The 23,913-nt window shown below is 40.3% G+C and carries 21 protein-coding genes; 12 read left to right on the top strand and 9 right to left on the bottom strand.

What is annotated here, in order from left to right:
* Positions 1-11 precede the first annotated feature (11 nt).
* Positions 12-1,499 (bottom strand): TolC family protein, encoded by a 1,488-nt coding sequence (locus FTT88_RS04915; protein WP_180108783.1) that lies wholly within the window; start codon positions 1,497-1,499, stop codon positions 12-14.
* Between the two features lie 347 nt (positions 1,500-1,846).
* On the opposite strand from FTT88_RS04915, the gene serC reads away from it, so the two are divergent.
* Entirely contained in the window at positions 1,847-2,926 is a 1,080-nt protein-coding gene (serC, locus tag FTT88_RS04910; protein ID WP_078192058.1) for a 3-phosphoserine/phosphohydroxythreonine transaminase, read from the top strand.
* Between the two features lie 605 nt (positions 2,927-3,531).
* Here the strand turns inward: serC and FTT88_RS04905 are convergent.
* Entirely contained in the window at positions 3,532-4,464 is a 933-nt protein-coding gene (locus tag FTT88_RS04905) for a hypothetical protein (protein ID WP_180009976.1), read from the bottom strand.
* A 266-nt stretch (positions 4,465-4,730) separates the two neighbouring features.
* Between FTT88_RS04905 and FTT88_RS04900 the strand changes: the two genes are divergently transcribed.
* Together FTT88_RS04900 and FTT88_RS04895 are read left to right on the top strand one after the other, a co-directional pair.
* A complete protein-coding gene (locus tag FTT88_RS04900) occupies positions 4,731-5,219 on the top strand; it encodes a YaiI/YqxD family protein (protein WP_373685259.1) in 489 nt (162 codons plus the stop codon).
* 5 nt (positions 5,220-5,224) lie between these two features.
* Positions 5,225-6,130, top strand: coding sequence for a DMT family transporter (locus FTT88_RS04895; RefSeq protein ID WP_168378072.1), 906 nt, complete (start codon positions 5,225-5,227; stop codon positions 6,128-6,130).
* A gap of 7 nt (positions 6,131-6,137) precedes the next feature.
* On the opposite strand, the gene FTT88_RS04890 is transcribed toward FTT88_RS04895, so the two are convergent.
* Positions 6,138-6,707: a PilZ domain-containing protein gene (locus FTT88_RS04890; protein ID WP_078192054.1), complete on the bottom strand. Its 570-nt coding sequence runs from the start codon at positions 6,705-6,707 to the stop codon at positions 6,138-6,140.
* A 26-nt stretch (positions 6,708-6,733) separates the two neighbouring features.
* On the opposite strand from FTT88_RS04890, the gene FTT88_RS04885 reads away from it, so the two are divergent.
* The 3 genes from FTT88_RS04885 to FTT88_RS04875 all read left to right on the top strand — a co-directional run bounded on the left by FTT88_RS04885 (position 6,734) and on the right by FTT88_RS04875 (position 11,211).
* Positions 6,734-7,969: a lipoprotein-releasing ABC transporter permease subunit gene (locus FTT88_RS04885; RefSeq protein WP_078190389.1), complete on the top strand. Its 1,236-nt coding sequence runs from the start codon at positions 6,734-6,736 to the stop codon at positions 7,967-7,969.
* Entirely contained in the window at positions 7,962-8,645 is a 684-nt protein-coding gene (gene lolD / locus FTT88_RS04880) for a lipoprotein-releasing ABC transporter ATP-binding protein LolD (RefSeq protein WP_180173715.1), read from the top strand. Before FTT88_RS04885 ends, lolD begins: the two co-directional genes overlap by 8 nt.
* A 106-nt stretch (positions 8,646-8,751) precedes the next feature.
* Positions 8,752-11,211, top strand: a complete 2,460-nt coding sequence (locus tag FTT88_RS04875; RefSeq protein WP_180173714.1) for a DNA internalization-related competence protein ComEC/Rec2 — start codon at positions 8,752-8,754, stop codon at positions 11,209-11,211.
* Between the two features lie 32 nt (positions 11,212-11,243).
* Here FTT88_RS04875 and FTT88_RS04870 read toward each other — a convergent pair whose 3' ends face one another.
* On the bottom strand, positions 11,244-12,212 hold the full coding sequence (locus tag FTT88_RS04870; protein ID WP_180173713.1) for a lysophospholipid acyltransferase family protein: 969 nt from the start codon (positions 12,210-12,212) through the stop codon (positions 11,244-11,246).
* A gap of 128 nt (positions 12,213-12,340) precedes the next feature.
* Here FTT88_RS04870 and sppA point away from each other — a divergent pair, with 128 nt between their 5' ends.
* Positions 12,341-13,366 (top strand): signal peptide peptidase SppA, encoded by a 1,026-nt coding sequence (sppA, locus tag FTT88_RS04865; protein WP_180173712.1) that lies wholly within the window; start codon positions 12,341-12,343, stop codon positions 13,364-13,366.
* Entirely contained in the window at positions 13,363-14,172 is an 810-nt protein-coding gene (locus FTT88_RS04860) for an alpha/beta fold hydrolase (RefSeq protein WP_180173711.1), read from the top strand. The genes sppA and FTT88_RS04860 overlap by 4 nt, the downstream gene beginning before the upstream one ends.
* Positions 14,173-14,247: 75 nt before the next feature.
* On the opposite strand, the gene purN is transcribed toward FTT88_RS04860, so the two are convergent.
* Entirely contained in the window at positions 14,248-14,877 is a 630-nt protein-coding gene (gene purN / locus FTT88_RS04855; protein WP_180173710.1) for a phosphoribosylglycinamide formyltransferase, read from the bottom strand.
* A 9-nt stretch (positions 14,878-14,886) separates the two neighbouring features.
* Positions 14,887-15,957 (bottom strand): phosphoribosylformylglycinamidine cyclo-ligase, encoded by a 1,071-nt coding sequence (gene purM / locus FTT88_RS04850; RefSeq protein WP_180162971.1) that lies wholly within the window; start codon positions 15,955-15,957, stop codon positions 14,887-14,889.
* A 134-nt stretch (positions 15,958-16,091) separates the two neighbouring features.
* Here purM and cxpE point away from each other — a divergent pair, with 134 nt between their 5' ends.
* From cxpE to FTT88_RS04830, 4 genes are all read left to right on the top strand, one after another.
* On the top strand, positions 16,092-17,309 hold the full coding sequence (gene cxpE / locus FTT88_RS04845; protein ID WP_078190381.1) for a chloramphenicol efflux transporter CxpE: 1,218 nt from the start codon (positions 16,092-16,094) through the stop codon (positions 17,307-17,309).
* Positions 17,310-17,327: 18 nt separating this feature from the next.
* The gene (gene hda, locus FTT88_RS04840) at positions 17,328-18,032 is read left to right on the top strand and encodes a DnaA regulatory inactivator Hda (RefSeq protein WP_078190380.1); all 705 of its coding nucleotides are present in this window, start codon (positions 17,328-17,330) and stop codon (positions 18,030-18,032) included.
* Positions 18,033-18,150: 118 nt separating this feature from the next.
* The gene (rbtA, locus tag FTT88_RS04835) at positions 18,151-19,962 is read left to right on the top strand and encodes a rhombotarget A (RefSeq protein ID WP_180173109.1); all 1,812 of its coding nucleotides are present in this window, start codon (positions 18,151-18,153) and stop codon (positions 19,960-19,962) included.
* Between the two features lie 24 nt (positions 19,963-19,986).
* The gene (locus FTT88_RS04830; protein ID WP_180173709.1) at positions 19,987-22,401 is read left to right on the top strand and encodes a CSLREA domain-containing protein; all 2,415 of its coding nucleotides are present in this window, start codon (positions 19,987-19,989) and stop codon (positions 22,399-22,401) included.
* A gap of 88 nt (positions 22,402-22,489) precedes the next feature.
* Here the strand turns inward: FTT88_RS04830 and FTT88_RS04825 are convergent, their stop codons facing one another.
* Genes FTT88_RS04825 through FTT88_RS04815 form a run of 3 tightly spaced genes read right to left on the bottom strand, consistent with a single transcriptional unit; the run spans position 22,490 to position 23,815 of the window.
* Positions 22,490-22,894, bottom strand: a complete 405-nt coding sequence (locus tag FTT88_RS04825) for a DUF3106 domain-containing protein (protein ID WP_078190378.1) — start codon at positions 22,892-22,894, stop codon at positions 22,490-22,492.
* A complete protein-coding gene (locus FTT88_RS04820) occupies positions 22,884-23,204 on the bottom strand; it encodes a hypothetical protein (protein ID WP_078190377.1) in 321 nt (106 codons plus the stop codon). The genes FTT88_RS04825 and FTT88_RS04820 overlap by 11 nt, the downstream gene beginning before the upstream one ends.
* Positions 23,201-23,815, bottom strand: a complete 615-nt coding sequence (locus FTT88_RS04815; RefSeq protein ID WP_111883945.1) for an RNA polymerase sigma factor — start codon at positions 23,813-23,815, stop codon at positions 23,201-23,203. The genes FTT88_RS04820 and FTT88_RS04815 overlap by 4 nt, the downstream gene beginning before the upstream one ends.
* Positions 23,816-23,913 lie beyond the last annotated feature (98 nt).

Raw genomic sequence — 23,913 nt, 5'->3', positions numbered from 1 at the left:
CTCGGCTAAACTTAGCGAATATAGTCGGTGTGTGATTGATTGATATAGCTTTGGAACTGGTCAATGCTCCCGTGACTTTGTAGCAGTGTTGCGAGTGACATCACGTATTTATAAGCATTAAGTGCCATTTCACTTTGTAGCCCGTTCAATGCATTTTGTGCATCAATGACTTGTGTGGCCGTACCCATATCTTCTTTAAATGAAAGCTGTTGAATTCTTAAATTTTCTTGAGCAGCTTTTAGGTTTTGCTGCAACAACAGGTGACTTTGTTGAGCGCTGGTGACTTCATTAAATGAGCTATAAATCAGGCTTTCAATTTCTTGTTTGGTACGCTCAGTCATTAACTCAGATGCATAGCGTTGAAGTTCAGCAGCTTGTACGGATTTGTTTTTATCAATACCTGAAAATAAGTTGTAGCGAGCGGCAACACCAACGATCCAGTTTTGTTTATCGTCGAGACTATATTCACCAAAGGCAAAGACGTTGGGTTTTTTTGCTGCGCTTTGGGCTTTCACATTAGCACCAGCCAATTGACTGTCCAATTGCATTTTACGCACCAAACTAGACTGATCCTGATAACTTTTTAGTAAGGCGGTTATATTTTGATTGTGTTGCTGATTGATAAATAATGGCGTTGTAAGATCAGTAATTTGGCTGCTTTGCATTAAGTTGTTTAACTTAAATAAGCTAGAGCGGAGATTCGCTTCAGTATTTTGAAAAGTTCTGAGAGCATTATTCTTCGCCACTTCAAATTGCATACGCTGGCCTTTGCTAATAAAACCCTGTTGTTCCATTTTGAGCGCATTGGCATAGTGTTGTTGCATCGCATTTAAATTGAAGCGGCTGCTTTCGACTAATTTTTTTTGTAATTGAGCATTGAAGTAGGCTTGGATTAATTCAAAACGTTGCACATCTTGTTGTTGTTCACTGCTTATCGCGCTGCGTTTGGCTTGGATATTGGCAATTTCCTTGGCGCTAGACGTTAACCCACCGGTATACAGCGGCATCATTACGGAAACGGTAGGGCGGATCACTTGATCATCTAAGACCACTTGGGAAGAATCTGGAATTAATCCGACACCATCACGGATTGGCTGTTGCAGACTGTCTTTTAATGGGTCTGCCAAATCACTCGGTAAGCTTTCATCAATTTTATTATTAATGCCATTACTCAGCGTTTGTTCTAAGTTGTTTTTTAAGGCGCCGAGAGGAATATCGAGTTCATTATGAAAGGCATAGGCACGGACGTTTAAATCCACACGAGGTAAACCAAGGCCTTTAATGGCCTGAGCTTGAAGTTCGGCAGATTGTTGTAGCGCTTGGTTGGCCTGAGTACTATACGAACTAGTGAGTAGACTTTGTTCTGCTTGGCTATAACTGATACTTTGCGCAAGTACCGTGGGGCTAAAAAAAACACTCAAACAACCAAGGCCAAGCAGCAATCCTGAACGAAATGTATGTTTAATTTTTATAGAATAATCTGTTCGAGGTAGAGGCATAAAAACACACTCACAGCTAGGATGGGTTCATTATAGTCATTGTGATGAAGTTGGGTAAATTCACTAAGTTGTTGTATTGTTTCATATACATATGTAAATAAATTTTATCTTTGTAGCGCACGTCATTTTCGCACATCAAGACCTTAAATTAGCATCAATTCAAGGGATAAAAAATATCAGTAAATCTAATAATTTGAATTAATAAGAATTAATTTTGATCTTTATTGAAATTTTGACTTTAAATGTCAGACAGCATTGGAATATTTTCAGCTTTAACTACTGCAAGCACGCGTCAGATATGGTTAAATGCCATCATTTTATTGTGTTTCACTTTGAAAGGAAAACTCATGCGCGCGTACAACTTCTGTGCTGGTCCTGCTGCATTACCCACTGCCGTTTTAGAAAAAGCTCAAGCTGAAATGCTTGACTGGCAAGGCAAAGGCCTTTCGATCATGGAAATGAGCCACCGTAGTAAAGACTATGTCGCTGTGGCAGAGAAAGCAGAAGCTGATCTTCGTAAGCTGATGAATATTCCAGACAACTATAAAGTGTTATTCCTTCAAGGTGGCGCATCACTTCAATTCTCTGCGATCCCATTAAACCTATTGGGTAAAAACAGCAAAGCAGACTATATCCACACTGGTATTTGGTCTGAAAAAGCGTTGAAAGAAGCACAGCGTTATGGCGACATTAATGTTGTTGAAGCGGGTACCACCATTGACGGTAAACTTGCGATTACTGATCAAAGCACTTGGAACTTATCTGATGATGCGGCTTATGTGCATTATGCAGATAATGAAACTATTGGTGGTCTTCAGTTTGCCAACATTCCTGAAACAGACAAGCCATTGGTTGCCGATTTTTCATCAAGCATTTTATCTGCACCATTAGACGTCTCTAAGTTCGGTTTAATTTATGCAGGCGCTCAGAAAAATATTGGTCCGGCTGGTTTAACTTTAGTGATTATTCGTGATGATTTATTGGATCAAGCGAAAGCAGATATTCCAAGTATCTTGAAATATTCAGCTCAAGCGAAAAATGGTTCAATGGTGAATACACCATCAACTTATGCATGGTACTTATCTGGCCTCGTTTTTGAATGGTTACTTGAGCAGGGCGGTGTAGACGCAATTTATAAAGCGAATATGGCAAAAGCTGAATTACTTTATGGTTATATTGATTCAAGCGATTTCTATGCAAATCCAATTGCAAAAGAATTCCGTTCAATCATGAACGTACCATTTACTTTGGCGAATCCAGAATTGGAAAAACAATTCTTGAAAGAAGCTGAAGAAAACCACTTGCTGAATTTAGCTGGTCACCGTTCAGTGGGTGGTATGCGTGCAAGTATTTATAATGCTGTTCCGCTAGAAGGCGTTCAAGCACTGGTTAACTTTATGGATGACTTTGCAAAACGCAACGCATAATCCTAAAGGCATAAAAAAACCGGCAAATGCCGGTTTTTTTATTGAATAGATTAAAAAATAAAAGTATGTAACACGTATGCACAAATCAGCATACCTAACATAAAAAATAAGCAGGACATTGGCTCGATTTGATATCGAGATTCCATGTGATGGTCAACTTGTGATAAGTTTTCTTCTTGCACGACTTTCATAGATATTCTTTCCGATCTATTTATCGTTAATTACTATTTCTTAAACGCATTTTTAACATAATTATTTGATTAAATAAAGTACTATCTGCCATAAACTTACTAAACTATTTAGTTCATTTAAAAATAAGCAACCGAATTGCTAAATTTAGTTTCATAAATTTCCTATCTTATTTATTTATATTAGATTTTTATATTTTATCTTTTGCAGATGGATTTATTTTTCGTCATTATTTTGAATTTAATATTGTGGATAAGTTATTTTAATTTGAATTTAAAAATAGAATAAATCGACTATCTTGTGGATAAAAAATATTCAATCATTTAAATATTCAGCGAATACACATGATTAGCGAGAAATAAAAAAAACCGCACTGAGGCGGTTTTTTTATTTGAAATAGGTTTTTTGAATTCAAATTAGGCAGATTTCGCGTAAATATTGGCTTGTATCCACAGGTTGCCACGAATATATTGCCCAACATTGAAATCTTTATGCGCCGGATTTCGTGTTGCAACACGAACAATCACCGCTTCTTGGTTTTCTTCGTGGATTAAGGTCACATCATACAGCGTGTAGTCTTGCTCTTTAAATTGCATGGCGGTTTTGCCAACAATATGCCCTTGGAACCATGCTTCGTCTTCTTGGCCAAGATTTTCACCATATAGGTATGCAACCATTTTAGAAAAATCGACGGTCACTGGCGCTTTGTCATCTTCAGACTTTGGTTGCCATGCTTTAATTTGTTCGTGTAAATCTGCAGGGGCAACACCATTATTTGCTGCCAAGATATCGTTTAAAGCACGATGATGTTTAATCGATGCAGGATCATCAACGACAAGCTGTTCATGTTCTGCGACAGCTTCGAGTTCATAGGCCCAAGCATTGAGTTGCACACTGTAGCTTGCATCTTTTTCATATTGGTCGTGATTGACGCTATATAAACTATCAAAAGCATACACACTGGTATTTGCGCCTAAGTCGAGGCAAAGCACAGCTTGTGTATTGGATTTACAGGTAATAATACGTTCAATGGTGGCTTTGGTTTTATATGGGCTATCAAAACTTGGAAATGCAGTTTTAACGGCTTTAGGTTTATTATTTTCTACCGCAATCACTTGGCACAGTTGAATCGATGCTTGTGATGGACCTTGAATCAGCCAGGTACTTTGATCCATATCAGATTCTTGTGCGCATAAGCCCATCGGCATAATGGGTGCATCCAATGCCTGACCCAGCCAAACTGGTACATCCGTTGTCGGGTTGCCTGTAAGCAAATTCCAATGTTCAACATGACTACCAAAAGTTTGATCTTCAATAGTGATAATTTCAGGGCTATTTTGTTTTTTCATATGCACAATTGATATTGGGTTGGTTTCATAGTTAATAAATCGAGGGTTATTTGAAATTTTCAAGTCACCGACATCATATTTATCATGAAATCATGCATAAAAAATGTTTTCAGTAGGATTTAAATGTTAAAGCATTGGAAAATAGTCTCAACTTTGGCTCATTTTGCAGCTTTTCGATTCTCATGATTAGAGAAATGTAGATCCATTCAACGGATGCAGATCCCCAAATTGTCATGTAGATTTGTTACTATGAGTTATGTTTAAAAGTGAATGGAAAATCAGTGCTGCCATTTAAATTATGGGTGGATGCAGATGCGTTACCACGCATTTTACGTGATGTAATTATTAGGGCTTCTGATCGTTACCATTTAGAAGTCACTTTTGTCGCCAATCAAAATGTTGGGATAACGCCTTCGGTGCGAATTAACTCGATTCAAGTCATGAGTGGGGCAGATGCAGCGGATAAAGAAATTATTCAGCGCATGAAAGAGCACGACATCGTGATGACACAGGATATTCCACTTGCTGCTGAAGTGATTGAGCGGGGCGGTATAGCGATACATCCTCGGGGTGAGATTTATACCACAGCAAATGTCAAAGCACGTCTACACTTACGCGACTTTATGGATACTTTACGGGGCGCAGGTGTGCAAACCGGTGGTCCAGCCCCTATTTCAGAACGTGATAAGCGCGAATTTTCTAGTAGCTTAGATCAAACCATTCAAAAGCAAAAACGTAAAACGGCGCAGAAGTAAAAACCATGCCATCTAAAACAAATCTAGCGACGACCTATGCGTTGTTGGTGTTCATTTGGTCGACCACGCCACTTGCCATCGTTTGGAGTGTCAGTGATATCAATGCGTTTTGGGCACTGACATTACGCTTTTTTATCGCATTACCCTTGGCTGTTGCATTATTGTTTATTTTTAAACATAAACTTCCGATGGATAAAACCTCGCTGCACAGTTATTTGGCGGGGGCATTTAGTTTTATTGGTTCTCAGATTTTTACCTATATGGCAACGGCCTATCTCAGCTCAGGCATTATTGCCCTGATGTTTGGTTTGGCACCAATTATGACGGGTCTGATCGGTCGTTTCTTCTTTCATACCTATCTGCATCGCTTGCAATGGATTGGGATGTTGATTGCCGTTTGTGGTTTAGCCATTATTTGCTTAGGCGGCAGTGATCAGCACGTACAGCCTGTTGGTATTGTCTTAATGTTAATGAGCGTATTCGTCTACTGTATGTCGATTTTTTGGGTGAAAAAAGTCAATGCACCTTTGCAGCCTATGTCTCAGGCCACGGGTTCGATTCTTATCTCAGCACTATTTTCTGCCGCGATGCTACCGTTTATTTGGCAGTATGCACCGACACAGATGCCTTCGACCAAAGCACTCATTGGCTTATTTTATGCAGTGATTATGGCTTCATTGATTGCAATGTTTTGTTATTTCAAACTGGTACAAAACATCAAGGCGACAACTTTGTCTTTAACAACGGTACTCACACCCATGCTTGCTATGCTCTTTGGTGCTTTACTGAATGATGAAAAATTATCATTGATGGTTTTACTTGGTGCTGTGATTCTATTATCAGGCTTGTTTGTTTATTTTTATAAAGATTTTCGGGCGAACAGAGAGCTCGCCCACAAATTAAAACATTGATTAAAAATCACTCTTTGTTTTGGGTCAGTGCGATACACTCTGCAAGTTTGACGCGGTCTTGAGGGAGCAGTGTGATAAAATAGGCACCCGTACGGTATAAGTTGCTTTCTTCTTCACGGCTATAAACCACTTGCGCAGTTGCCGCAATATGGAAGAAATTTTCAGGGTGGCTTAAGGTCACATGGATATAAGTACCTTCTTTAATCGCGCGTTCGCTAAAAAAGCTCAAACCAGTCTCTGAGAAATTCACATGCTCAGGCACTGGTAACATGCTTTGTACAATTGCGTCGTATAAAGAACCCGTAATAAGGTTTAACTTTTGGTTAAATAAGGATAAGATTCGAGCAATTTGTTGATCTTTCTCAGCTAATTGTTCTAATTCGTAGTTGAGTGCATGATCAAATTGATCTAATTCAGCAAGTAGTAGAAAATAGCGCGGCAATACAAAATTAGGATCGTAAGGATCATTCAGTGCAACATCATCAGAGATAATCTGATAGTTGATGCGCAAAGCAGCATCGATACGCGACATTACACGGCGTTCAGTTTGAACGCTTTGATGCTGTAAATTTTCCATAATATATTACCTCGGACTAGATGGTTATGTTTAAACCAATCTCGCTGTATATAGGGTTGAGATACACTCGCGCTCGGCGCAGTAACCACTTTATTTCTTTTATTGCTCTGGTATCCATGATCGGCCTCACGCTTGGTGTGGCAGTCCTTATTACAGTTTTATCTGTGATGAATGGTTTCGATCGTGAGCTGAAAACTCGTGTCTTAGGAATGATACCTCAAGCCACTGTTTCTTCAACACAAATTTTAACAAATTGGCCTGAACTTGCAAAAAAAATTGAGCAGCATGAGCATGTTCAAGGGGTCGCACCATTCACCCAATTACAGGGAATGTTGACGGCACAAGGTCAAGTGTCTGGCATTATGGTCAGTGGGATTGAACCGCAGTATGAAAAAAAGGTATCAATTATCCAAGACCATATGGTGGAAGGCAGTATCGATAACCTGAAAAAAGGTGAGTTTGGTATTGTCCTTGGCAAGCAAATGACAGATGCCTTAGGTTTAGGCTTGAATGACAGTGTGACCTTAGTGCTTCCTGAAGCAACTCCTTCGCCGGCTGGGGTCGTTCCGCGTTTTAAACGATTTAAAATTGTGGGTATTTTCAGTATTGGTGCAGAGGTTGATTCGATGATGGGCTACGTGGCCCTGAACGATGCGTCGACTTTATTAAGACTGCCAGATGGTGCGCAAGGCATCCGTATGAAGTTGGATGATATTTTTGCAGCGCCACAAGTGTCTCAAGAAATTGTGCGTGATCTACCTGCAAACTTCTATGCTTCTGACTGGACTTATACACACGGCAACCTATTCAGCGCGATTCAAATGGAAAAGGCAATGGTGAGTTTATTGCTGTTCCTGATTGTATTGGTTGCAGCATTTAATATCGTGTCTTCATTGGTGATGGTGGTTACTGATAAAAAATCCGATATTGCCATTTTGCGTACTCTAGGCGCTTCACCGGCTACAATCACGCGGATCTTCATGGTGCAAGGTACAGTGATTGGGGTGATTGGTACGGTGTCTGGGGCGATTTTAGGGATTATCGCTGCATCGAGTATTAGTAATTTAGTCGGTTGGTTGAATACAACATTGGGCTTAAATATGTTTGATGCTTACTTCATCAACTATTTACCGTCTTATTTAAGATGGCAAGATGTTGTGGTGATTGTATCTTTATCATTGGGTCTTAGCTTTATCGCGACTATTTATCCGGCATTACGTGCAGCTAAAGTTCAACCTGCAGAGGCTCTACGCTATGAGTAATTTAGTTTTAGATGCCCAAAACATTACCAAATCTTTTACCGATGGGAAGTCTACAGTCGATGTGATTCGTGGACTTTCATTACAAGTCAAAGCAGGTGAGTTTGTTTCGATTGTGGGGTCAAGTGGTTCTGGTAAAAGTACGTTGTTGCATGTATTGGGTGGCTTAGATCGTCCAACATCGGGTCAAGTGATGATTAATGGTCAACGCTTTGACACTTTAGGTGAAGCAGAGCGTGGTTATATCCGTAATGAGCATTTAGGTTTTGTATACCAATTCCATCACTTGCTGCCTGAATTTACCGCCCTTGAAAATGTGGCAATGCCATTGATGTTACGTAAGTCGAGTAACTTCAAAGAAGTGAAGCAGCAAGCTGAATATCTTTTGGAACGCGTTGGACTTTCCCACCGCATGACGCACAAACCGGGTGAGCTTTCAGGCGGTGAACGTCAACGTGTGGCTTTGGCTCGTGCATTGGTAGCAAGACCTAAGTTGATGATGGCTGATGAGCCAACAGGGAACTTAGACCGCAAAACCGCGGTGAGGATTTTTGAGTTGCTGTCTGAATTACGTAAAGAATTTAACATGGCAATGCTAATTGTGACCCATGATGAATATTTAGCTCAATCTGCTGATGCGATTTTGCATATGCAAGATGGTTTATGGGTAGATGACTAAGCGCTAAATTGATTTTGTAAAAAATTAGTGGATTAAGATTGTTTGATTGAAGCTCACCGCGGTGGGCTTTATTATTGCCAGCACATAATAAAAATAATGACGACTCATGTTACAAAGTTTTTGTATTGGCTGGATTTTAGGTATTTCTTTTATGGGGTTCATGTTTTGGAATTCACAACTCTCGACAGCTCAGTTGCTTTTTATTGTCCTGATTTGGCTAGTGCTACAGCTCTACATTTCACCAAAACTAAAAAGTATCTTTTCGAAAATCTTACAGCTCAGTGCAAATCTTTGCATAGGTGCAATTCTCGGCTTTAGTTTCGCCAATACTCAACTCGATCAGCGTTTGGCATTGGTTGAACATCAGAGCAGACAAGGCGAGTTTATAGCGTATATTCCACAGATCAGCCAACTCAAAGACCAAGCAATTCAGCAAAAAATTGAAGTGCTCAATGTGAATCAGCAGATTCAATATTTTATGGCGTATTTACCCAATTCAATTGTGCAAAATAATGAACAGACGATTCAGTTGGTCCCTGGACAATACTATCGTATGTATGGTGAGTTACGACCTACCCAAAGCTATGTGACAGAAGGTGCATTTGACCAAGAGCGGTGGAGCGTACAGCAAAATATACATGCCAGTTTAAAGGTGAAGTCGGTGGAATTAATACCACCTCAACATGTGATTGCGATGGGCTATGGGCAGCAGTATCAACGACATCAAGGTGTGCTACACCAGTTCAAAATAAAAGTCGAACAACAACGTTTATATTTAAGAGCGTTTATATACCAACAACCGCTACGGAATCATGGCTTGCTGTTAGCACTGCTTACAGGTGATAAAAGTTTACTCACTGAAGGCACCAGTGAATTATTTCAACGCTTTGGGATGAGTCATTTATTGGCGATCTCTGGTCCGCATGTACTGGTTTTTGCCAGCATGCTCTGTTGGGCGCTGCAGTTAGGTATCCGTAAGTATTGTCCCAAAATCTATCTCAAATGGCCCAAACAGTATGTTTTGGTCGTGCCCTTTATCTTTTGTGTCCTTCTATATTGTGCATTTACCGGTTTTGAAATACCGGCGCTGAGAACGCTGACGATTTGCCTTGTCGCAAGTAGCATGCTTTTGTTACGGCAAACCATTCAGCCTTTTCAACTGCTGGTTTTTAGTGCCGCTATTTTATTGCTAGTGGATCCCTTTAGTATTTTATCTGCAGCATTTTGGTTGTCTTATGGTGCATGCTTTATTTTACTGCGGATATATCAAACCTTAAGGATGCATTTACTGGCTCAAACAGAAGTCAGTTTTTGGCAAAAGTTAAGGCATTCAATGTGGTTGATGGTGGAATCACAATGGAAAATCTTTGTTGCCTTATTTCCATTGATGGTGATTTTTTTCAAGCAAGTCACGTGGATTAGCCCATTAAGTAATTTATTCGCCATCCCGTGGCTAGGGGCAGTGGTGGTTCCTTTAGATATCATCGGAGGGGCACTTTCTTATATTTCTACACCTTTGGCGCATTTGGTTTTTTTATTCAATGATCTGTGTTTGGAAATATTGCATGTGTTTCTCTATGGCTTAGATCGACTCTTTGCACCAAAAATGCACGATGTCGCATTGACGTCAACTCAAATCATACTGTTGATACTCGTTGTAGTAATCTTATTTTTACCTGAAGGTATCTTGCCAAAATATTGGGCGGTCATTGCCTTTTTTGCTCTGTTTATCCCATGGAGAAATTCAGCAAACTTTCAACTTTCAATTTTAGATGTGGGGCAAGGGCAGGCGATCTATATCCGTTCTATAGATCATCATATGATGGTAGACTTCGGTGGAAACTATGATGAAAGTCAATTTAGTGTCGGGCAAAATATCATCCGGCCATTTTTGAGTGTGAATGGTGTCCATCGACTAGATCGGGTGTTATTGACTCATTTAGATCAAGACCATAGTGGTGGCTTTTTCTCATTGGAGCAACAGCTTGATATCGGGCAGCTTTCAAGTAATGAGCGAGTACAAACCATAAACCAAGCTCCACAGCGTTTATGTCAGCGTGGTCAGCAGTGGAATTGGGATCAGCAAGTCTATTTTGAAATACTCTCGCCAAAGCCTGAAGATCTGACAAATGCCCAATGGAATGCCAATGAACGCTCTTGTGTACTGTATGTGACGGTCAAAGGCGTCAATGGACCAAGACATTTTCTATTGATGGGGGATGCGGGTTGGGAGACTGAATATCAAATATTACGTGATTATCCAGACCTAAAAGTCGATATTTTGGTACTTGGACATCATGGTAGTCAGCATAGTTCATCCTATGCGTTTTTAAACCATTTTAAGCCCAAGTTGGCGATTGCTTCTGCGGGGCGATTTAATCGTTATGGACATCCTGCAAAGATGACCCAAACACGACTCAAACAATTAGATATTCCACTCTTACAGACCGCACAAAGTGGAAGTATTCATTTCAAGCAAAATAAACAGCAAATCGAGTTGATCGAAGAGCGAACAAAGTATAAATGGCTTGATCTATATCGCAGCCTATCAAAAGAATCCGAATAGAGAAACTCGCTCAAGGGCAAGGCGTGAAGATGTTATTCAGCCACTGTCATTGTTTGCTGTCTTTGATATTCCTCACGAATATCACGAATGCGTTGATCGGCTTCTTCATCACTAATATTGTATAGATTTCTCAATTTTGGATTGGCTTTAAAGCGTTTATAGCTCCAGTGATAATGCTCTGGGTAACGATGGATTAAATCTTCCACTGCTTTAAAGATAACCATCGAGCCATCATCTGCATTACCTTGATAAATATTGTCATCGATAGGTTCGATATGCATATCAAAACCATGATTATCGTTACGAATGGCATATAGTAAGAGCGCACGTGCTTTGGTTTTTTGAATTAGTTTTGCACTTAAGTTGCTGGTTTTTAATGGGATGCCAAAATAAGGGATCATTTCGCCGCCGGCATTGGGCGTATGGTCTGGCAAGATTACAGTCGTCCCACCTTGTTTTAAGGCTTTGAAAATTTGACGTACACCTGATTCATCCGTAGGAACCAATGTTGCTTGCTCGCGGCTTCGTGCAGCACGGACAAAATTGTTGGCAGATTCACTTTTTACCGGCTTGTACATGATGGTCATTTGAGTGTACTGCGCAACCCATGCATTCATGATTTCCCATGTGCCAAAATGCGGTACCACGAGGACAACGCCTTTTTGTAGGGCGAGCGCTTCATGTAAATATTCAGCGCCATGTACGTGATGAATTCGTTGAATATTTTTTTCTGTACTTGCACCCCAAATGTTAAAAAATTCAAAATAAGAACAAAGTTCGTTTCGAATCGCTTGTTTAGTGAGTTGAATGCGAGCTGACTCTGATAATTCAGGCAATGCAATTTTAAGATTGCGTTGAATCGTAGAGTAGGTTTTAGAGATTTTTAAAACATTGACTAACCCAGCCAAACCTTTTGCAATTAATCTAGAAATTTGAATAGGTTGACGGCTGATAAATTTTAACAGGTGATATGTGGTGTCCTGTGAATTTTGGTCGGTCATCTTGTTTAAGTCTGATACAAATGAAAGAAAATTTAAAATAATTATAGGGGAAAATGAATTGATTAGACAGTTATAGCGATTAGCGTGTATATAATGACTACAAATTAACGATTAACTAGGTTTTTTTTATGTCCGAATGGCCACCAAAACCTGAAGAAAAACAGCAAAGTTCTTCAAACAATATCCAGCAGCCAACTGGAAATGAATGGAAAATATTAGAAAAAGCCGTGCTTTCTTCCGTTGAGGAACAACGTAGAGCACGTAGATGGGGTATATTTTTTAAATTTTTAACCTTTGCTTATTTGCTATTTATTATCATTGCGATGGCAAAAAGTTGCAGCATGTCATCATCAGATCCTGCAGCAACAGTGGGCTCACATATTGCCGTGGTTGATATCATTGGGACCATTGCAGCGGACAAGCAAAGTGTAAACAGTGCAAATACCATCAAAGCTTTGAAAAAAGCCTATGAAAACAAACAAAGCAAAGCGATTGTTTTAAATATTAACTCACCGGGCGGTTCACCTGTTCAGTCTGATGAAATTTGGCAAGAAATTCAGTACTTGAAAAAAGCCCATACCGATAAAAAACTGTATGCCATTATTGGTGATACTGGTGCTTCAGGTGCGTACTATATTGCGTCTGCCGCAGATGAAATTATTGTCAACCCTTCAAGTTTAGTGGGTTCAATTGGCGTGATTATGCCGAATTATGGTGTTAGTGGTTTGATGCAAAAGTTCGGTGTAGAAGATCGCACCATGACTTCGGGTGAGAACAAAGCGATTTTATCCATGACTCAACCTGTCGATGCTGCACAAAAAGCACATGTTCAAGGTGTACTCGATAACGTTCATGCGCATTTCATTAATGCCGTGAAAGAAGGTCGCGGTAAGAAATTAAAATCAAATGATCCGGCTATTTTCTCAGGTTTATTTTGGACAGGTGATCAGGCTGTGAAGCTGGGTATTGCTGACCGTACAGGTAGTTTAAATAGCCTGAAACGTGAATTGAAAACTGAAAAAGCCGTAAACTACACCATTGAAAATAGTCCATTTGATTCTGTGCTAGGTCGTATGGGAAGTTCATTTGGTCAAGGTTTGGCAAGTGCATTGTCACAACAGGTTCAATCTGAAAACAGCACGAAGTTACAATGAAACCGTTAATTCATTTTGCGCACGCCAATGGCGTGCCATCACAGGTTTATCAAAAATTGTTTGATTTACTGAGTGATGAATATGATGTGATCTATGTGCCGTTACTTGGGCCAGATAAGCGTTACCCAATCGATAACCATTGGAAAAGCTTAACACAGCAGGTAATAGACAGTATTGTACGTCAGGCCAATGGTCGTAAGGTGATTGGATTAGGTCACTCATTAGGTTCGGTTTTAACATTTCAGGCTGCGTTACAACGCCCAGAATTGTTTGAACAAGTGTTAATGATTGATCCGCCTATGATCATGGGGAAAGAGTCTTTTGCTTTGCACATTGCAAAACTCCTCAAACTTAAAGTCCTCGATAAAATGTCGCCCGCAGGCTTGTCGAAACGTCGTCGTGATCATTGGGACAGTCGTGAACAAGCAGCGGAGCTTTTAAGGCCGAAAGGTTTTTATAAAGATTTCGATCCAGACTGTTATCAAGCTTATATTGATTATGCATTGATGGACGATAAACTGCGTGGTGGGGTGGAGTTGACGATTTCACGTGATGATGAAGTTCATATTTTTCGAACCAATCCTTCACTGTGGTGGTTACCTCATGCTCAACCGCAAGTACCTGTACAGCAGTTAATTGCAGAGCAGGGGCCATTTTTGGCACGTCACTTTCCCCAAATGGTCGAGAAAAAATTTGCGATTCCATTTAAAGTGGTTAGCGGCAGTCATATGTTTCCATTAGAAAAACCAGTAGAAACGGTTGAGTTAATCAAACAAATGTTAGCGGTTCATGCCAAACATGAATGATTGAATGTACTCAAATAAAAAAACGCATCCGAGGATGCGTTTTTTATTTCTATTTAAAATAGATAAAAACTGATTTTAAAACTTGCAGAATTGAACAGGTGCTTGCATCGGTTGATTGCGATATAACACCCCATCAGCAGTATGTTGGATCGTACCATTACAGATCCATTCTGCGACTTGAGGATAAATCACATGCTCAAGCACGTGAACGCGATTTGCCAGACTTTCAGCATGATCATGCACATTGACTTTAAGCACACCTTGAGCAAGCGCTTGGCCGGCATCTAGCTCTGCAGTCACGTAATGAACTGTACAGCCATGGAAGACATCACCAGTGTTTAACACACGTTGATGAGTATGCATGCCTTTATAATTTGGTAACAAAGAAGGGTGGATGTTAATCATTTTCCCTTCCCATGCTTTGACAAATTTTGGGCTTAAAATGCGCATAAAGCCTGCCAAAATCACCAAGTCAACATCCCAGTCGAGCAGTTGTTGATGCATCACATCATCAAAAGCTTCACGACTTGGATATTGTTTGTGTTCAATGACTGCAGTTGCAATCTTTGCTTTTTCTGCACGTTGCAGTGCAAAAGCATCAGGTTTATTGGAAATTACCCCAACGATTTGACCTGATAGATTGGCATCGATCAGGGCTTGCAGGTTAGATCCGCTGCCTGAAACAAGTACAGCAATTTTAATCATGAACGTTGCTTATGCGAAAACTACACGGATTTTTTCGTCAGCGCCTTCAACAGATTCAGAATTGTCTGCAATGTGACCCATTGTGAATGCTTTTTCGCCAAGGCTGTTGAGTAATTCAACAGTTTTGTCAGCATCTGCTGCATCAACTACGAGAACCATACCCACGCCACAGTTAAATGTGCGGTACATTTCAAATTGTTCAACACCACCTTCTTTTTGAAGTAGTTTGAACAATTCTGGCCATTCCCAAGATGCTTCATTGACTACCGCTTGAGCACCATTTGGCAGTACGCGAGGTAGGTTGCCTGGTAAGCCGCCACCCGTGATGTGTGCCATTGCGTGTACATCCACTTCTTTCAATAACTGAAGTATTGGTTTTACATAAATACGAGTTGGTTCCATTGCTGTATCGGCAAGTGGACGACCATCAACGATTTGAGTAAGGTCAACGTTTTTCACATCTAAAATTTTACGAAGAAGTGAGTAACCATTTGAGTGTGCGCCAGAAGATGCAACACCAACTAAAACGTCACCCGCTTTAACTTTAGAGCCATCAATAATTTTGCTTTGCTCAACTACACCTACGCAGAAACCTGCAAGGTCGTAGTCTTCGCCTTCATACATACCTGGCATTTCAGCAGTTTCACCGCCAACCAATGCACAGCCTGCAAGTTCACAACCCGCACCGATACCAGTCACAACATTTGCTGCAACGTCAACGTTGAGGTGGCCAGTTGCATAGTAGTCAAGGAAGAACAGTGGTTCAGCACCACATACGAGAAGATCGTTTACGCACATTGCAACCAAGTCTTGACCAATTGTGTCATGACGGTTCAAATTCAATGCTAAACGTAATTTTGTACCAACACCATCTGTGCCAGATACGAGAACAGGTTCTTCATAACCTTTAGGAATTTTACAAAGAGCGCCGAAGCCGCCTAGACCGCCCATTACTTCAGGACGTGCAGTACGTTTCGCGACAGATTTGATACGATCGACTAACGCGTCGCCCGCTTCAATGTCGACACCTGCATCTTTGTAGCTTAAACCAGTGTTTGGGGTAGAAGTTGAGTTGCTCATAATGAAGTCTCCGCATTCGCGCGGGGATTATAACCTGAATATGCAAAACTCTTATGCTATTTCGCACTAAAATGTTATCTTTATTAAAATATTTTCTTTTCTATAACGATTACATTGAAAAAAGGTGACTTTATATGGGTGATCGCACCTTGCGCCGAATTTTTATTCTTGCTGGGATAGCATTGATCCTATGGGTTTTATACTTATTAAAGCCTGTAGTTGTTCCTTTTATCGGCGCATTTCTAATTGCATATTTATTTAGCCCTTTAGTCGATAAATTACATAAAATTGGTTTGCCGCGCTGGTTATCCATCAGTTTGGTCTTTGTTGGAATTGGTGTCGCTATTTTCCTTGCCATGTGGTTCCTCGTACCACTAGTCTGGGAACAGTTGATGTATGCGAAAAACAATATTCCAGGCAATATTCACTGGGTGAATTACACCTTCCTGCCATGGTTATCTGAAACATTTAATCTTGTACCGATGGAAATTGATACAGAGCAAATGTCAGCAGCGATCATGGAATATATTCAAACCAATTATAGTGCAGACAGTATTCAAGCCATGTTGTTAAAAGTGGCTCAATCAGGTCTGAACTTCATACAAATTGGTGGCACGATTGTCTTAATTCCAATCATTGCCTTCTATTTCCTATTAGATTGGGAACGTATGTTAGAAAACATGCGTCGCCTTATTCCACGCAAATACGAAAAAAGCACATTAACCATCGTAGGCGAATGTCATGAAGTTCTAGGCGCATTTGTAAAAGGCCAGTTCTTGGTGATGTTCTTGTTGGGCGTTGTATATGCGGTTGGACTTCAATTGGTGGGTATTGAGGTCGGCATCATCATCGGGATGATTGCAGGTTTAGCCAGCATTATTCCGTACTTGGGTTTTGCAGTCGGTATTATTTCGGCAGTTGTGGCATGTCTATTCCAATTCGGTTTGGATTGGGTACATTTGGCCTTAGTGCTGGTTGTCTTCATGGTGGGACAGGCGATAGAAGGCTATATCCTTCAGCCGTTCTTACTGGGCGACAAAATTGGTTTGTCTCCAGTAGCCGTGGTTTTTGCAGTACTTGCAGGCGCACAATTGGCAGGACTGCTCGGAATGCTCATTGCATTACCAGTCGCAGCGATTATTGTGGTGTTATTACGTCATGCGCGTGAAAATTATGAGAAAAGTAATTTATACCGAAATGATGTACTTGTGGTGAATGATGCTGAAATTGGCACATTAAGCGTAGAAACCAATCAAATTGCTGTCGATATTGAGCTCAAAAATCAGTCTGCAAATTCGCTGCAAGATCCTGAAATTTCGAGTAACATTGAAAGATCAGAACATAAAGATTGATAAGGCCAAAATATAGATATGCGTCAATTGCAGCTAGATATAGAACCACAACTCGATGCCCGAATTAGTGATTTTTCTGGGCCGAGTTGGGGGCATGTAATCGATGGTGTTCGTCAGTTACATGCTGGTTTAATGAATCGTTTCTATATCTATGGTGGAGCTGGCACAGGAAAAAGCCATTTACTGTCTGCAATATGTGACTCCTATTTAGAAATTGGCAAATCAGCAATTCAAGTTTCATTGCTTGAATTGCTCGATGCGCCCACTGAAGCGATTACTTCGCTAGATCGCTATGACTTAGTGGCTTTGGATGATATTGAAGCCATCAGTGGAGTTCCACATTGGCAAAAAGCCGTTTTTCACCTGATTAACTATAATAACGAAGAAGGTGGTCAATTGGTCTTTTCATCTCGACTGGCGCCAATTGAACTCAAACTTGAACTGCCAGACCTACAGTCTAGATTAACTCAGGCTGTTAGTGTGAAAGTGCCGAATGGTAGCTTATACGCAGACCGTCAAGCGCTCGTTAACTCTGTTTTAGCGCGACGTGGCATCCATATGGATCAACAAATTGTGGATTATTTGTTGGCACATGGGCCGCATCAGGCGTCTATTTTACTTCGCTCTTTAGAACAACTGATTCAGATGTTAAAAGGTGAAAAAGTCAAATTGAGTCATGCAAATTTAAGACAGATTTTTGCCCTAATTGATGAATATCGGTAAGCAATAAAAATTCTTGAGTAATTACTCAAGCTGTGACAAAGTACATAAAAATATTTTAATGTTGCAAGGATTGTGCAACTTAAGAATAAAAAGATAAAAAATATTTAAGGAGATGGATATGCTCAAACAGAGCATAGGCATTGGCATGCTTCTCATGGCAGGTCATGCATTTAGCGCAGAAATTATCGTTACAACCACTGAAGATGTTGTAAAGGATGACAAGGAATGTTCACTTCGTGAAGCCATAGAATATATCAATAATGGTATGCCAGAAGCCGGATATAATGGTTGCGGGGGTAAAGACGCCTATGCCTCAATTTCTCTGAAAAAAAATGAAGTTTATAAACTCACTAAAAAAATTGATATTAAAGCAGAACTGAATCTGAAAACGGCGTATGGCAGTAACGTCAATGAAGATGTCGTACTCGGTCTTAATAATGCCGTCATTGAAATGACGGGTAAGGATCAAATTTTTAATATTAATGATGGCGAAAAAGAACTACTTGCGATCAATTTTAAAGAAATTTCATTTAAAGGATGTAAGCAAGATCAATGTGCTGATAAAGGCGGCATCATTTTTAATAATGAAAAACTTACACTTGAAAATGTAAAGTTTGAAGATGGCTATGCACGACTTGGTGGTGCAATCTACAATGTTGGATTTTCAGAAGATGGCGCAGCTGTAGCAAGCCGTCTATATATACGAACCACGATTTTTCAAAACAACAAAGCGGTAGATGGTGGTGCAATTTACTCAGAAGCACCGGCTTATGAAATCTATACATCTTTGTTCAAAAATAATGAAAGCACTTCTGGTCGAGCGATTGTTTACAATCAAAATGGGCTCGCAGACATCAGCAAGTTGGTGTTCAGTAACCCTCAAAATATCATTGCCAATAGTACTTTTTTCAAAAACAAAGGTTTTGCTGTCAACTTACGTGATGGTTTAGCACTCAATAATATTACAGTACTGAAGAACAGTGGCGGTATCGAACTAAATAGTACCTCTGAGCATGCTTATTTAGCCAATAGTGTGGTGATTGGTAATGCGCTCAGTGGTACCGCTCAAGATTGTAAAGTCGTGAACTCAGGAACAGACCAATCTGTTTTTTATAACAACTTAGTGGCTGCGAGTTGTCCTGTTGGGCCTGCTGCAAATTTAAATGATGTGTGGTCTGGGACGAGTTTAATTGCGGGTGAAGATGAAGGTAGCTGTAAAACCTTAACAGAAGATCGTAATGCACTTTTTTGTCCATTTACCACAGCAAATAACGCATTTATTGGTTATTTACGTCCTCGTATTTTATTAGATTACGAAACGATTTTCTCAAGCCCGATATTAAATAAGGGGAAGACCACAGCAGATGGCAATGAGCATCATGTGTATTGCGAGTCTTCTGATCAGCGTGGAAAAAATCGTAATTTGGATGATGTTTGGTGTGATCGTGGGGCTATCGAAATTGTGGTTCCTGTGAGCATGCCTCGATTAGGTAAAGACATTCGTACAGGTGAAGTAGCCAAGTTTAATATTTTAGATGCATTAGGTGACAGTGATTTAATTCCAAAAGAAGAATGTTCAAAAGTGATGGGTATGGCAAATTCAACGGGTGAGCCATGGCAAGATGGTTGCCCAATAATTGTACAAAGCACCGAATCTAAAGGTAAATTTACACTGAATTTGAATGGTGATTTTGAATACACGCCAAATGGAAATTGGCATGGCGCAGATATTTTTGAATTGCGTGTGGTGACGTCTTCAACCCGTTTTAATACTTCGGCAAAAAATTATTTAGCTGCAGAAGTGCGTATTTTCCAAGAACCAAACAATGAAATGGAAAGTAAAACCGTTAAAACTTCGGGTGGTGCTCTAGGCTGGGCGAGTATTTTTGCGCTGCTTGGCTTAGTTGGATTTCGTCGCTTTAAAAAATAGTCTGGATAGAATTAAGGACAGCACATGAAAAATTATAAAAAAGGATTGCTGGCGGTCATGGTCCTTGCGGCTATGTCATCTATGGCAGCGACAAGTAACATCATCAAAGTTACGACCTTTGATGATGAAAATGGTGAAAATCTCAATCAATGTTCTTTACGTGAAGCGATTGAAACTGCACGTAAAAACAAATCTTTTGGTGGATGTAATGTCGGTAATCCAAATAATGGGCAGACCGATTATATTCAACTTGAAGCAGGTGAATATCTTCTGACCAAAGGTGAGTTAGTTCCTCTAAATCAGATCGTGATAGAGGGGAAAAGTCGCTTTAACTATGATTCAAAAAATTTACTGACGCAGAAATTTCCTGCCTATGAAGATATTAGAACGACGATTAATGCCCAAGGCAAATCGCGTATTTTTAATACTTCACGCTCAGAAGCCAACTTTATCGTCAATAATGTACGCCTTACTGGCGGGATGGCAGAAGACCGTGGTGGTGCCTTGTATTTAGGGGGAGCATTTACCTTAAATAATGGTGCAATTGAAAACTCTCAGGCCAAAGTTGCTGGCGGTGCGATCTACTCCGTTGCGCATAATATGTCGAAAAAAACATTATTGGTGAGCAGTTTAGTTCAGGGTAACGTCGCACCTAAAGGTAGTGTTGTTGCTATGGACTGTATCGGGAACTTGGGGGATACCCAGCCTGAAATTGTGTTCCAGCAAAGCAGTATTATTCAAAATGGTTCATCGACGAGCAATAGTGTGATGGACTTCTGTGGTAATGCCAAAGTTGAACTAACAGCAAATACGATTGCAAAAAACCAAGCAAATCCAAGTACGGGTAGTATTATCCGTGCCATTTCTCAGGGAACGGAACGTTTAAGTGCTTTTTCTAGCTTCGTTTTAACCAGTAATACAATAGTCGAGAACAATGCGGCTAGTACCTATTATTATGATAACAATGGTACAAAGGCTTGGTATTTCAATGTATTGGCCTACAATACTGGTGGGAAATCTTGTCGCTATCTCAATAATGCTGTACCTGATAATGGTCAAAAATTTGTTGCAAGTAATAATGCATTTGAACTGGCAGCCGCACAGTGTTATTTACCCGAAAGTGTACTGAATAGTACGGAAAGCTTTCTGCAAAACCATGATGTAAGTAGCTATGCTATGGGGACTTTATTAAGCGACCTACAAACAAAATCTGCTTATAACTTGTATTTACCTTTGTATTACCCGAAAGCAATCGGCAGTGGTTTTGACTTGATCAATCTTGGCCTAGACGGCTGTAGTGATGCGGATCAACGGGGCATTTTGCGGATCACAGATGGTACTTTACAGTTATCACCTACGCAAAGAAACACATGTGATATTGGTTCGGTTGAGTTAATGAATTTAACCGCAGCAGATATGGCAGATATTACCAATGAGTCTTTAACAGCTCTGCAAGATAAGTATCAAAATACAATTGATGCTTTGAAAAAGGATATCGATGATCCTGATTATGCAGAATACAAAGTTGCCAATCAGGATGATTTAACAAAGTACGAAGCGGTATTAAGTGCATTAAAAAATAACCTTAAATATCGTGCGGTTTATTTTGATCCGTTCCCGGCATCATTACCTCAAGAAGAGTCTGTGAATGGTAGTGCTGAAACACGACAAATTGCCTTAAATGCAGACAACTACACCGTGACGACTTCACCAATCGGCATTGGTAGTGAAATTACGGTGTCTAGTACAGGCGAAGCAAGTATTGTGGGTAATCCACCACATGACCTACACTGTGATTGGGATGCGGGAATAAAACAAATCGTTATTTATCGCACCAGTGGGGCAACAACAGCACCTACCGAATACGGTTTTTGTAAATATACGCTAAAACAAAAGACAGGGAGTCAGGCGGAATCCTCTGGTGTAGTCCGTGTGGCCTTTAAAAATATGACCCCAGTGGCCAAAGCTGCCCAATATACGATTAGTCCGTCAAATAATTTGTCTGTTACAGTCAATAATTTATTAGAAAATGCTAATGATGATGGTGATGGTCCAGTTGCATCTATGCCAGCGGGTAAATCGGTATGGCATAAAAATGAAGAAGGCCAAATTATTCCCATTCGTTTTACGAAAATCCCAGCAGGTTTAAACTTTGAAGCTGAGTATAGTGGTAGCTGTCCAGCAAGTTATTTAAAGGAAACCTGCTACGGTGGCAAAATCACCTTCTCTGTAAAAAATGGCTTTAGTCAGTTTGACTATCCTGTTGAATATAGCGTTATCGATAGTGACGGCATTGCATCAAGTAATGCAATTCTGACTCTTAAGAATACAGCGAAAAATACCAACTCTTCTTCTAGCGGCGGTGGCTCAATGGGAGTATTTGGACTGTTGGCATTGATTGGTTTGGGTGTGTATCGTCAGCGTCGGTTGAGCAAGTAAGACAATAAAAAAAGCCTCGATAAGAGGCTTTTTTTATGGCTTAACCAATGTAATGGATTTGATTTTCACAACATACTGTTGTTTTTAATTAGTGAACGACAGCGATAGGCTGTAAATATTTATTGATATACTCATCGCGAATAGCAGGTCGTTCATCAGGACTAGCTTTTTGCATACGTGTCGCGAGTTCTTTACGTTCTAAAGTACTCATTTTTTGCCATGTTTCGCGCATACGCTGCTTTTCACTGTCCGGAAGTTGGGTGAACCAATCCATGCGCTGTTGCAAGCTGACACGTTGATCTGCAGGAATCTCTTTGAGTGCCTGATACTTTTTAATTAAAGCCTGTTGTTCTGCTTCAGATAGCGAATCCCAAGTTTCATTAACTTGAGTATCTGCATCTTTTGAAAAAATCCAAAAGCGATCAAAGCCAGCAAAACTGGTTTGCAAAAAACTAAAAGCACAGAATGCAATTGCTAATTTTTTAGCTGCCATGTGGAACTTTGTCCTCACCCAGAACCATCAACATTTCAAGATCTTCCACCATTTGAGGGGAGAGCTTAGGGGTTGAAATCACCTGATTTTGTGGTTTGTCATCCAGTACAGTCGCATTCGGTAAAATGACAAAACCTGCAATTGCTGCTGCAAGTGCAAAGCCAGACATTTTCCAGAAACCATAACGAGAAGTTTCGCGCTGATGAATATCTTCAAGCACGTTATTCATGACAGTTGCTTTGTCTTTATGGTGCTGTGCGAGTCCATCAAGTTTGGAAGTTACTTGCTTTAAGAAATCATCTTGTTTCATTCGGATGATCCTCCCATATGTGGATTCAAATGTGCCAAAGCGGTACGTAAACCTTGAATGGCACGGTGGTAATGTGTTTTCACACTGCCTTCGGAACAATTCATAATTTCTGCAGTTGTATGCGTATCAAAGCCTTCCCAAGCTCGCAACATAAATGCTTGTTGCTGGCGGACTGGAAGTTCTGCGATAGCATCTTGTATTTCCTCTGCAGTGACAGCCTGATCCAGAAAGTCGAAAGGGTTTGGTGTAGATTCATCTACAACATCCTGTATTTCGACATCGTCGTCATCTAGGCTGACTTTTCTAAATAAGGAAAACGGCTGCGAACGACGTGCTTCTTTTCGACGCCAGTCTTGCAGCTTGTTATTTAAAATGGTGTAAAACAGGGGATACCATTCCTCTGTGGACTTTTCAGCATAAGCTTTATGTAAGGAAATAAAGGCTTCTTGCACCAAGTCCATGGCAATGCCATGTTGACCGTGCGTTGCACTTTCCATCATTACTAAAGCACGCCCCGTCACTTCATTCATGAAGTTTTTCAGGCGAGACTCAGCCGTGCTTTTTAAAACACTGCTGTCTTGCGTCTCGGACTTTTTGGGTGCTAAATCCATAGAGATGGAAAATCCTGTCATCGGATACCCACCATTATTTCCATATTCATATACAAATAACGATGGAAATAATGGTTAGGTTGACAAAAAGAATTATT

The organism is Acinetobacter sp. YH01024 (assembly GCF_013420195.1).
Lineage (GTDB): Bacteria > Pseudomonadota > Gammaproteobacteria > Pseudomonadales > Moraxellaceae > Acinetobacter > Acinetobacter amyesii.
Note: the sequence above shows the minus strand (reverse complement) of the source record. Positions and strands in the feature narration are given on the sequence as shown.

Bases quoted from the DNA above. Each gene is read 5' to 3' on its own strand.
- FTT88_RS04915 (WP_180108783.1), bottom strand. From the start codon at position 1,499: ATGCCTCTACCTCGAACAGATTATTCTATAAAAATTAAACATACATTT.
- serC (WP_078192058.1), top strand. From the start codon at position 1,847: ATGCGCGCGTACAACTTCTGTGCTGGTCCTGCTGCATTACCCACTGCC.
- FTT88_RS04905 (WP_180009976.1), bottom strand. From the start codon at position 4,464: ATGAAAAAACAAAATAGCCCTGAAATTATCACTATTGAAGATCAAACT.
- FTT88_RS04895 (WP_168378072.1), top strand. From the start codon at position 5,225: ATGCCATCTAAAACAAATCTAGCGACGACCTATGCGTTGTTGGTGTTC.
- FTT88_RS04890 (WP_078192054.1), bottom strand. From the start codon at position 6,707: ATGGAAAATTTACAGCATCAAAGCGTTCAAACTGAACGCCGTGTAATG.
- FTT88_RS04885 (WP_078190389.1), top strand. From the start codon at position 6,734: ATGTTTAAACCAATCTCGCTGTATATAGGGTTGAGATACACTCGCGCT.
- lolD (WP_180173715.1), top strand. From the start codon at position 7,962: ATGAGTAATTTAGTTTTAGATGCCCAAAACATTACCAAATCTTTTACC.
- FTT88_RS04875 (WP_180173714.1), top strand. From the start codon at position 8,752: ATGTTACAAAGTTTTTGTATTGGCTGGATTTTAGGTATTTCTTTTATG.
- FTT88_RS04870 (WP_180173713.1), bottom strand. From the start codon at position 12,212: ATGACCGACCAAAATTCACAGGACACCACATATCACCTGTTAAAATTT.
- sppA (WP_180173712.1), top strand. From the start codon at position 12,341: ATGTCCGAATGGCCACCAAAACCTGAAGAAAAACAGCAAAGTTCTTCA.
- FTT88_RS04860 (WP_180173711.1), top strand. From the start codon at position 13,363: ATGAAACCGTTAATTCATTTTGCGCACGCCAATGGCGTGCCATCACAG.
- purN (WP_180173710.1), bottom strand. From the start codon at position 14,877: ATGATTAAAATTGCTGTACTTGTTTCAGGCAGCGGATCTAACCTGCAA.
- purM (WP_180162971.1), bottom strand. From the start codon at position 15,957: ATGAGCAACTCAACTTCTACCCCAAACACTGGTTTAAGCTACAAAGAT.
- cxpE (WP_078190381.1), top strand. From the start codon at position 16,092: ATGGGTGATCGCACCTTGCGCCGAATTTTTATTCTTGCTGGGATAGCA.
- hda (WP_078190380.1), top strand. From the start codon at position 17,328: ATGCGTCAATTGCAGCTAGATATAGAACCACAACTCGATGCCCGAATT.
- rbtA (WP_180173109.1), top strand. From the start codon at position 18,151: ATGCTCAAACAGAGCATAGGCATTGGCATGCTTCTCATGGCAGGTCAT.
- FTT88_RS04830 (WP_180173709.1), top strand. From the start codon at position 19,987: ATGAAAAATTATAAAAAAGGATTGCTGGCGGTCATGGTCCTTGCGGCT.
- FTT88_RS04825 (WP_078190378.1), bottom strand. From the start codon at position 22,894: ATGGCAGCTAAAAAATTAGCAATTGCATTCTGTGCTTTTAGTTTTTTG.
- FTT88_RS04820 (WP_078190377.1), bottom strand. From the start codon at position 23,204: ATGAAACAAGATGATTTCTTAAAGCAAGTAACTTCCAAACTTGATGGA.
- FTT88_RS04815 (WP_111883945.1), bottom strand. From the start codon at position 23,815: ATGGATTTAGCACCCAAAAAGTCCGAGACGCAAGACAGCAGTGTTTTA.